Consider the following 9580-nt stretch of genomic DNA (forward strand, 5'->3'; position numbering starts at 1 on the left):
AATAAATACGAAATGAGCACGAATATCCTCGCCTTCGGCGAAGCCATGGTGGAATTCAACCAGCGCATCGATGATCCGCGTTACTACCTTGAAGGTTGTGGCGGCGACACGTCCAACCTCTGTATTGCCGCTGCGCGTCAGGGTGCATCGACGGGCTACATCAGCGCCGTCGGCGATGATCATTTCGGTAAAAAACTGCTGGGACTGTGGCAGCAGGAACAGGTCAGCACCGCGCACATCGACATTACGCCGGGCGTGTCGTCAGGGGTGTATTTCGTCACTCACGACGCACAGGGACATCATTTCGATTACCTGCGCGCCGGCTCTGCTGCCAGTCGCTACACGCCGGCACAGTTACCACTGGACGCCATTGCCGCTGCCCGCGTGCTGCACCTGTCAGGGATCAGCCTGGCTATCAGCCCCGACGCCTGCGACAGCGGGCTGGCGGCCATGGCGCATGCGCGTCAGCATGGCGTGCTGACGTCGTTCGATACCAATCTGCGGTTGCGGCTGTGGCCGCTGGAACGGGCCCGCATCAAGATGGAAGAAGCCTTCCGCCTGTGCGACATCTGCCTGCCAAGCTGGGAAGACATCAACACCCTGACCGGACTGGAAGACCGCGACGCCATCGTTGATAAATTGCTGTCTTACGGCATCCGTCTGGTGGCATTCAAGCTGGGCCAGGAGGGTTGTTATGTGGCCACCGCCGATGAGCGCCGCATGGTAGCGCCACATACGGTCGAAGCGATTGACGCCACCGGCGCCGGCGATTGTTTCGGCGGCGCTTTCATTGCCCGCATCGTGGCCGGCGACGATCCGTTTACCGCGGCCCGTTATGCCAACGTCGCCGCCGCACTTTCCACCACCGGCTACGGCGCCGTCGCGCCGGTGCCAACCGCCACGCAAGTCACACAGGTGCTGGCGCACGCCGGGCAATAACCAGCATGCCGGCCACCGGCTGGCGGACTTCTTCACGCAAGGTTTCTGCACTCAGTTGCAACAGCGGGCAATCGACCTCCCGCAACAGGCGTTCGACATATTCCCGGCGATGCCGGTAACGCCCGCTGGCATGCAACTGATGACCACTCTCGGGCAAGTTGTCGTCATCGCTGCATTCCAGCGTGAAGATGAACCAGCCGCCCGGCCGCAGCGCTTGCGATACCGCTGCCAGCACCGGCAGCAAATCGCCGAAGTAAATCATGGTGTCGGCCGCGACAATCAAGTCGTAAACCGCTGACTTGCCAGACATGAAACTGCAGATTTCATCTTTGACCAAGGCATGGTAATGCGCCTGCTCACCCGCCTTGGCCAACATGCCGGCCGACAGGTCAACCCCGGTCAGGCGGCTGGCATAAGGCGCCAGTACCGCTCCGCACAAGCCGGTACCGCAACCGATATCCAAGACCTCGTACCGCCATGCCGGTGCCGGCAAGCTGCGCAGCGCCGCCGCAATCAGTTGCGGCCCGCGATAGGCCAGACCGTCCAGCAACTGCGCGTCGAAGGTAGCGGCATAGTCATCGAAATAGGCTTCGACATAGGCGTCGGAAGCGCGCCCGGGAACGCTGATCTGGGCGCTGGCAGCAAACAGATGGGCGGCAATCGGATTCCCCGGTTCCTGCTCCATCCATGCGCGATAAATTGCCGCCGCTTCCTGATAACGTCCGAGAAAGTAAAAGCACACCCCCAGCATTTTTTTCGGCTTGTCGTCGTGCGGCGGCAACACATAGGCGCGACACTGAAACTTCACCGCTTCCACGGTCTGGCCGGCGGCCTGCAAGATACTGCTCATGTGCAGCAAGGCCGGCGCGAAATCCGGGTCAATCGCGAGCGCCATTTCGAACGACACCATGGCTGCCAGCGGCTCTCCCTGCTGCAGTTGCGATGAGCCAAGATTATTCCAGACTTCATGAGCGCCGGCATCGAGTTGCAGCGCGGCCTGATAAGCCACACTGGCTTCGGCAAAGCGTTGCAATGCAAACATCACATTGCCCAGCGCATTGCACCAGTCGGCATTGTCGCTTTGCAGGCTGCATGACAAGCGGATCAGGTCGATCGCCTCTTCATGCAAGCCGCGCTGATGCAGGCAGATGCCCAGATAATGCAAGGCCACCGGCTGCATCGGATGCTGTGACAAGACATCGCGGTAAATCTGTTCGGCAGCCGCCATCTGACCTGAGGTATGCAGGTCGAGTGCGTGCCGCAAGATATCAATTGAATCTGCTGTACTTTGAGGAATGGATTGCATATGCGCTTTCTGATAACGACAACATCGAACGTGTCTTGGTCGAATCAAACGCTGTTTGCCTTACATTTTTTTCATCACCGGGCTCCGTTCCAGTAATTGCTCTGCAATCGTCCCCAGACGCCGCACCGCCTGATCCAGTTCGCGCGAAAAAGGTTTGCCGCAACACAGCCGCAAATAATGATCGAAACGTTCCGAGTTGGAAAAAATCGACCCCGGCGAAATACCGATGCCGGCGGCCAGCGCCTGCTCGAATACTTGCTTCGATGACACCGGCGACGGCAGTTCCACCCACAATCCGACGCCGCCATTGGGCACCGTCAGCCGGGTACCTTGCGGGAAATGGCCTGCAATCGATTCCGCCATTTGTTCCCGCTGCGATTTCAGGCTCACCCGCAAGCGCCGCAAGTGCCGGTCATAAGCGCTCGATGCCATGAAATTGGCGGCGGTGATTTGGGTCCATTCTTCATTGGCGCGGGTATAGGCAAACTTCAGCATCTTGACCCGCTCATGCCAGCGGCCGCTGGTCATCCAGCCCAGCCGCATGCCCGGCGCCAGCACCTTGTTGAGCGACGCGCAATAAATCACGTTGCCGCTGCGATCCCACGCCTTGGCCGCCGCCGGCGGCGTGTCGCCATCGGCCAGCTCGCTGTAGGCATCATCTTCGATCAAGGCAATCTGATAACGCTCGCACAGGGCTACCAGCCGGGCCTTGTGTTCATCGGGCGTAATGCAGCCGAGCGGATTTTGCAAGGCCGGCACCACCACCACCGCCTTGACGTTATCGTAGGTTTGCATTGCCAGTTCCAGCGCCTCGACCGAGATGCCAGTCTGCGAACTGGTCGGAATTTCCAGCGCCCGCATGCCCAGGCTTTCCAGCGCCTGCAACAAACCGAAATACGTCGGCGATTCGACGGCGATGGTATCACCCGGCTGCGCCACTGCGCGCAAGGCCAGATGCAAGGCTTCGATACAGCCATGGGTCACCACCACATCGTCGGCGTTGATGGTAATTCCCACATGCAAGGCACGCCGCGCCACCACCTGCCGAAAACTGGCATTGCCGTTATACGGCATGAGATCCGTCAACAGGGTTGGCCGCTCGCGCAATGCCTTGATTGCCGCATTCTTCAACGCCTCCACCGCATACAGTTCCGGCGCGCAACTCATGCCGCTCAAGTCGATCTGCGGCAGTTGCTGCTGACGCCGCGCAATCACATCGGATACCTGCTCATGAATACCGACGTATTGCGCCGGATCGAGCACCGCCATCACATTCGGTTCGGCCAGCGGCTCAATCGCGGCGCGCCGCGGCACCCGCACGAAATAACCGGAGCGCGGGCGCGCTTCTACCCAACCGGCCTCTTCCAGATAGCGCAGGCATTGCAAGGCGGTAGACAGACTGACCTGATGCTGGCGCACCAGATCACGCACCGAAGGCATGCGTGCGCCAAGCGCCAGCGTGCCCGCCTGAATCGCTGCCAGATAATGGCAGGCCAGACGGCGGTAAATCGGTTGTGAGGATCCCGGTACGGCCGTGGCTGCGACTGGCGTTGCCGGCAAGCCATCATTGCTGAGCAAAGTGTGAGGGGGTAGTTGCATGTCCATGCTGAATGATCATCTTTTCGTTATGGCAGCGATAGATACAGAGCCACTGAAAACAGACAATAACAGATAGAAAAAAGCCTGTCTGTTCCGATTCACATCAGTAATCCCTGTGTCTGTTTTGCCGGTCCCGCTCTCCCTACACTATCCCTACACCAACACCACAGGGAAATCACATGGTCACCGTCACTACGCCTCGCACAATCCAGCTAAGCCGGGATCAACGCTATCGTTTGCACGTCACTGCCGGTGCCACGCTGATCATCAACGGCGGCCGCGTCCGGTTGCACGAACCCCACAACTGGCTGGCCGAAACCATGCTCAGCGGCGGCCAGGCATTGCAAGAAGGACAATCCCATCAGGTCTTGCAAAGCGGATGGGCGACCCTGCACGCCATTACTGCGACAGAAGTGATCTGCTGCGAAGCTGCGCCGACGCAGCAGGCACTGCTAGTGCGTTTGCTGATCCGTGCCTTGCGTCTGGCATGTATCATAGGGCCGGCGCGCAGAAGGCCGGCACCAGGTTCGGCGGCGCACGACTGACTCCCCTGAATTCGAAGAAGATTGACGCATGCAAGAACACGTATTCAACTTTCACACCGGAGCCGAAACCATCGCCGGCGATATGCTTGGCGATGGCACGGCACTGCAGGCACTGTTTCTGCACGGCGCCGGACACAGCAACCGCCAGCGCCAGCGTCCCTTGCGTGAATACTTGAGCGCGGCTGGCATGCAAAGTGTCGCGATTGATTTTTCCGGCCATGGCGACAGCACTGCCCTCACCCCCAACTCCCTCAGCAAACGCCTGGACGAAGCACAACAGGCAACCGGTTTTCTGACGGCTGGCCCGCACACCGTGATCGGCTCCAGCATGAGCGGTGAAATTGCCATTCGGCTGGCCTGCACGCCCGGCAACCATATCGGCCATCTGGTGCTGCTGGTCGGTGCGATCTATGACCGCGCCGCATTCAGCCTGCCGTTCGGCCCGCGATTTTCAGCAGTAATACGCCAGCCGCAAAGCTGGCGCAATGCACTGACACTGGATTTGATTGCCACTTATGCGGGTGACTTCACCATCATCCGTGCACGCGATGATGCCGTCATTCCGCATGAGATTGCGGACTTGCTTGTGGCACGTGCCACAGCTGCCCGCAGCCGGCGCATTGTCGATCTGGAAGGCTGCGATCACAAAGTCAGCGAAAGGCTGCGTGACGATCCGCATTTGCTGCAACAGGTGGCTGCCGCAATCCGGACACCCGCCAGGCAATGACCAGTCCGCAAAGCGGGCAGACATGAAAAAACCGTCCGCAAGGGACGGTTTTTTTACTGCTGAACAGCGTCTGTATCAGGCCAGCGCAGGAATGCGCAACACCTGACCGGGATAGATCTTGTCCGGATGCGTCAGCATTGGCCGGTTGGCTTCGAAGATCGCGGTGTATTTGTTTGGATCGCCATACACACTCTTGGAAATCTTCGACAAATTGTCACCCGAAACCACGGTATACCATGTGGACTCGCTGGCCGGCACTTTCACCGTCAGCTCATCATTGACATGCGCCACACCCTGCACATTGCCGCAGCACAGGACAATCTTTTCACGCGTTATCTGATCCACCGTCTCACCACTGACCGTCACGGTAGCTGACGTCGATTCGAACAGAACCTGCAAGCCATCGGTTGAAAGATTCTGCGACTGTATATAACTGACGATACCTTCAGCAGATGCGGCCTGTGTTTCCGGCGTACTTTCGGCGGGTGCCGTTTTGCCCAGATGCAGCAGTTTTTCGCCAGCTTCTTTGAGAAAAGAAATCAGACTCATGTATCACTCCTGGTATGTTGAAGAAAATGAAATATCAATGATCAGACCCGCTTCACCGATACGCCCGACACGTTTCAAATCCCCACCCCCGACTGCTCTTGTATCACAATTCAACGGGCCATACCAGACTTGCTATTTGTCATCATGCTCCGGTTCGGTCTGCACGATGCTGACCGGTTTGCCCTTGATGCGACGCCACAGATAAACACCATAACCCGACAGTCCATACAGCACGAACAGACCAAACAATACCTTGGACGGGTCGCTGGAAATTGCCACCAGCGCCAGCACGATCAGCAGCGCCGCAATGAACGGCACCTGCTTGCGGAAATTGATGTCCTTGAAGCTGTAGAACGGCACATTGGTCACCATCGTGATGCCGGCATACAACGTGATCGCCCACGAGGCCCAGCTCAGATCGGTGCCGGCAAAACGCAGGTCATCCATGAGCCAGACGAAACCGGCCACCAGCGCTGCTGCAGCCGGGCTCGGCAGGCCCTGGAAGTAACGCTTGTCGACTACCGCGATATTGGTATTGAAGCGCGCCAGTCGCAAGGCGCCGCCGGCGCAATACACAAATGCCGCCAGCCAGCCCAGCTTGCCCATGCCGCGCAAGGACCATTCATACACCACCAGTGCCGGTGCCGCGCCGAATGACACCATGTCCGACAAACTGTCGTACTGGGCGCCGAATTCGCTCTGGGTATTGGTCATGCGCGCCACCCGGCCATCCAGGCTGTCGAGCACCATGGCCACGAAAATGGCGATGGAGGCGTAATCAAACTTCAGATTCATCGCCATCACGATGGCGTAAAAACCGCAAAACAAGGCGGCGGTGGTAAACGCGTTCGGCAGCAGGTAAATGCCGCGCGAACGACGCGCACGAACGATCGGTTCGCCGTCCACATCTTCCAGTTGCGCCGGGTACATCGGTGTCTTGTGGCCGCGCAGGGATTTAGGAAAAGCAGCATTGCTGCTTTTGGCTTTGCGTCGTCGGAAAGTTGCCATGTAAAAGAATCCGTTTCAATAAACGTACAGCATGATTCAGAAGGCGATCAGAACTCGGCCAGGATTGTTTCGGTTGCAGAAACCTTCTCACCTACACTGACTTTCGGGGTCGCCGTCAGCGGCAGGTAGACGTCCACGCGCGAGCCGAAACGAATGAAGCCGTAACGCTGACCACGCGCCAATACATCACCGGCTTTGACGTAGCACAGGATGCGGCGCGCAATCAGACCGGCGACCTGAACGCAAGTCACGCTCTGGCCATTGGCGGCAGTGATGGCCAATGCATTGCGTTCGTTTTCCAGCGACGCCTTGTCCAGATCGGCATTCACGAATTTGCCCGGGAAGTACTGGACGGTTTCGATCTTGCCATCGACCGGCGCGCGGTTGGAGTGCACATTGAACACATTCATGAAGACGCTGATCTTGAGCGCTTCGCGATTGGTGTAGGGATCATGTGCCTTGGCCACGACCACGATACGGCCATCGGCCGGCGACAACACGGCATTCGGATTTTGCGGGATGGTGCGCGGAGGATCGCGGAAGAACTGCAACACGAACAAGGCAATGATCCAGAACGGAATCGACCAGGCGCCTCCGATCAACGTCACAACGATGGCAAGCGCAACGGCGATGCCCAGGAAAGGCCAGCCTTCACGGGCAATAATAGGATGTGGATAATGATTGTTCAACGTTGCTCCGATTGTCGCTGATAATTTTTGGGAAGATAAAGCATGGCAAATGCCAAAGCGTGCTTATTCTAGACGAGCGCCACCGAAATGTAACGCGCAGTGCGCTGGATCCAGATGTTTACCGGTTTTTGGAGGCGAATCCATGATCTGGCACGCCGAAAACGGCGAAAGCGTATTTTATCGCGAACCGGAGGCTGAAACGGATTGATTGAGCGGGATTATGCAGCCTGAGCTGCAGATAGCAGCCCGAAAACTGTCGATTGCGCAGGAAACCGGGCCTCCGGCGGGAGACCCCGGGCGCAAACCGGACATGCAAGCACGTGCCCGGCACGCATAGACGATTACTTGAACTTGACCTTGCCCACCAGACGCATGCTCAAGGTGGACTCGCCGGCCTCAAAACTCGGCTCGGCGACTTCTTCCCGCACTGGCGCTGCAGCGCGCATCATCATGGCCTTCGGCATGGAATCATTGCTGCCGGCGTAATTGCCCGAACCTTCAAAGTCGACCGTTTCCAGCGAAGCATCGCCGGGATTGCGGCCCATGGCGCGTGCAATGGCCACGAGACGCTCATTCAGATTCTTGTAGGTGGCGTCAATCAGTGCCGCGTCCTGTTTCTTCACGCTTTCAGGCGTCAAACCGAACTGCAAACCGTTGAGCGCCAGAATACCCTGCGCTGCAGCGACGGTCTTTGGCAACGCGGCCAGATTGGACGTGACCACATCCAGATACTGACCGACGCGCCAGCCGACGATCTGACGTGCCTTGCCCGCATTGCGCGGTGTTTCATCGGAATAGATCGCATAGGTGAAATAGCCATGGCTCTTCAGCACGGCCTGCGGATCCTGACGCTTGACGATATCGATACCCTGCTTCATTTTCTGATTCACGCGCGATGCGGCTGCGACTTTATCCTTGTCCTGCTCTTCGATCATCAAGGTGGCGCGGACCTGATCGTTGGGGACGATGATTTCACCGGAAGCCGGCACGATGACCTGGGTACCAAGGGTCTGTACGGATTGCGCCTGCACGGCCAGACTGGCAGTCGCCAGCATCATCGACAACATCAGATTACGGGAACGGGACATAAACTCTCCAAAAAAATTGACCGGCATCAAAACCCTCTTTACGTGCCGGTTCAGAAATTAACATACATCACTCTTGAGTGATGCCCGTTTCGACGCCTGCCAGACCTGATAGTTCGGAAACAATTGTGACAATCTGTCATCATCGTGCTGTTGCGCCGCTGATCGCCGGGTCCGATTCGTAGGGATCGAGCTTCTCGCCGCAGTGCATGCAAAATACCGCAGCGGCCTCATGCCCTTCCGTCAGGCAGTGACTGCAGGTGCGCGTAGTCGGTGGCCGGCGCGACATGGTCATCGCCAGCTCGGCGCCGACAATACCGGTTGGCAAGGCGATCACGCCATAACCGAGCAGCATCGAGCATGAAGTAATGAATTGCCCCAGCGGCGTTTTGGGATGGATGTCGCCGTAGCCGGTAGTGGTCATCGTGACAATCGCCCAATACATGCTGACCGGAATGCTGGTGAAACCGTTTTGCGGCCCCTCCACGACATACATCAGGGTGCCGAGAATGATACTGAGAATGAACATGGTGCCGAGAAACACCAGAATCTTGTAGCGACTGTTGCGCAGCGCCTGCCACAACACTTGCGATTCATTGAAGTAGCGCGTGATCTTCATGATGCGGAAGATCCGCAACATGCGCAGCAGACGGACATCGATGAGCAAGTGGAATTCCGGCAGGAAAAATGCCAGATAACTCGGCAGGATCGACAGCAGGTCGATGATGCCAAAGAAGCTGGTGGCGTAGCGCCACGGATGTCTGACGCACATCAGGCGCACAATGTACTCGGCCGTAAACAACAGCGTGAATACCCACTCCAGCACATTGAACAACACGACATTATTGACACCGACCACGCTGTCGGCGATGACCGTCACCACACTCATGACAATCAGCATCAGCAGCGTCAGGTCGAAGCGCCGGCCGGTGACGGTATCCGCCTCAAAAATGATCGTATACGCCCGCGCCCGCCACCCACGCTCCGGCTTGCCAAAGTCGGTGGGGATTTGCTTGAATGATTTCATGAAGTAAGCGCCGCGTCGGGATGATCAGACAGGCAATGTATGCAATCCCCCGCAGCGCGTCAATCAAACACACCAAACATTTCCGCTTCACCAATAGAAAAAGGAC

General features: G+C 57.8%; 10 protein-coding genes. 3 read left to right on the forward strand and 7 right to left on the reverse strand.

Annotated features, from left to right (window positions below; all coding sequences use genetic code 11):
- Positions 1–12 precede the first annotated feature (12 nt).
- A complete protein-coding gene (locus AKL27_RS23995; RefSeq protein ID WP_050465400.1) occupies positions 13–939 on the forward strand; it encodes a sugar kinase in 927 nt (308 codons plus the stop codon).
- On the opposite strand, the gene AKL27_RS24000 is transcribed toward AKL27_RS23995, so the two are convergent.
- Entirely contained in the window at positions 908–2245 is a 1338-nt protein-coding gene (locus AKL27_RS24000; RefSeq protein ID WP_050465401.1) for a tetratricopeptide repeat protein, read from the reverse strand. The genes AKL27_RS23995 and AKL27_RS24000 overlap by 32 nt on opposite strands.
- 60 nt (positions 2246–2305) lie before the next feature.
- Entirely contained in the window at positions 2306–3844 is a 1539-nt protein-coding gene (locus tag AKL27_RS24005) for an aminotransferase-like domain-containing protein (RefSeq protein ID WP_157057075.1), read from the reverse strand.
- Positions 3845–4023: 179 nt separating this feature from the next.
- Here AKL27_RS24005 and AKL27_RS24010 point away from each other — a divergent pair, with 179 nt between their 5' ends.
- On the forward strand, positions 4024–4389 hold the full coding sequence (locus tag AKL27_RS24010) for a hypothetical protein (protein WP_050465403.1): 366 nt from the start codon (positions 4024–4026) through the stop codon (positions 4387–4389).
- Between the two features lie 28 nt (positions 4390–4417).
- Positions 4418–5116, forward strand: coding sequence for an alpha/beta hydrolase (locus AKL27_RS24015; RefSeq protein WP_050465404.1), 699 nt, complete (start codon positions 4418–4420; stop codon positions 5114–5116).
- A 75-nt stretch (positions 5117–5191) separates the two neighbouring features.
- Here the strand turns inward: AKL27_RS24015 and lysM are convergent, their stop codons facing one another.
- The 5 genes from lysM to AKL27_RS24040 form a co-directional block, all read right to left on the reverse strand.
- Positions 5192–5665 (reverse strand): peptidoglycan-binding protein LysM, encoded by a 474-nt coding sequence (lysM, locus tag AKL27_RS24020; protein WP_050465405.1) that lies wholly within the window; start codon positions 5663–5665, stop codon positions 5192–5194.
- A gap of 132 nt (positions 5666–5797) precedes the next feature.
- Complete coding sequence (gene pssA / locus AKL27_RS24025) at positions 5798–6673, reverse strand: CDP-diacylglycerol--serine O-phosphatidyltransferase (RefSeq protein ID WP_050465406.1); 876 nt, start codon at positions 6671–6673, stop codon at positions 5798–5800.
- A gap of 47 nt (positions 6674–6720) precedes the next feature.
- On the reverse strand, positions 6721–7362 hold the full coding sequence (locus AKL27_RS24030) for a phosphatidylserine decarboxylase (protein WP_050465407.1): 642 nt from the start codon (positions 7360–7362) through the stop codon (positions 6721–6723).
- A 341-nt stretch (positions 7363–7703) separates the two neighbouring features.
- A complete protein-coding gene (locus tag AKL27_RS24035; protein ID WP_050465408.1) occupies positions 7704–8450 on the reverse strand; it encodes an SIMPL domain-containing protein in 747 nt (248 codons plus the stop codon).
- Positions 8451–8589: 139 nt separating this feature from the next.
- Positions 8590–9474, reverse strand: a complete 885-nt coding sequence (locus AKL27_RS24040; protein ID WP_050465409.1) for an ion transporter — start codon at positions 9472–9474, stop codon at positions 8590–8592.
- Between the last annotated feature and the right edge of the window lie 106 nt (positions 9475–9580).

The sequence above is a fragment of the Herbaspirillum autotrophicum genome, from assembly GCF_001189915.1.
Taxonomy (GTDB): domain Bacteria; phylum Pseudomonadota; class Gammaproteobacteria; order Burkholderiales; family Burkholderiaceae_D; genus Herbaspirillum; species Herbaspirillum autotrophicum.

Excerpts from the sequence above, each read along its gene's own strand:
- AKL27_RS23995 (WP_050465400.1), top strand. The coding sequence starts at position 13 with ATGAGCACGAATATCCTCGCCTTCGGCGAAGCCATGGTGGAATTCAAC.
- AKL27_RS24000 (WP_050465401.1), bottom strand. The coding sequence starts at position 2,245 with ATGCAATCCATTCCTCAAAGTACAGCAGATTCAATTGATATCTTGCGG.
- AKL27_RS24005 (WP_157057075.1), bottom strand. The coding sequence starts at position 3,844 with ATGCAACTACCCCCTCACACTTTGCTCAGCAATGATGGCTTGCCGGCA.
- AKL27_RS24010 (WP_050465403.1), top strand. The coding sequence starts at position 4,024 with ATGGTCACCGTCACTACGCCTCGCACAATCCAGCTAAGCCGGGATCAA.
- AKL27_RS24015 (WP_050465404.1), top strand. The coding sequence starts at position 4,418 with ATGCAAGAACACGTATTCAACTTTCACACCGGAGCCGAAACCATCGCC.
- lysM (WP_050465405.1), bottom strand. The coding sequence starts at position 5,665 with ATGAGTCTGATTTCTTTTCTCAAAGAAGCTGGCGAAAAACTGCTGCAT.
- pssA (WP_050465406.1), bottom strand. The coding sequence starts at position 6,673 with ATGGCAACTTTCCGACGACGCAAAGCCAAAAGCAGCAATGCTGCTTTT.
- AKL27_RS24035 (WP_050465408.1), bottom strand. The coding sequence starts at position 8,450 with ATGTCCCGTTCCCGTAATCTGATGTTGTCGATGATGCTGGCGACTGCC.
- AKL27_RS24040 (WP_050465409.1), bottom strand. The coding sequence starts at position 9,474 with ATGAAATCATTCAAGCAAATCCCCACCGACTTTGGCAAGCCGGAGCGT.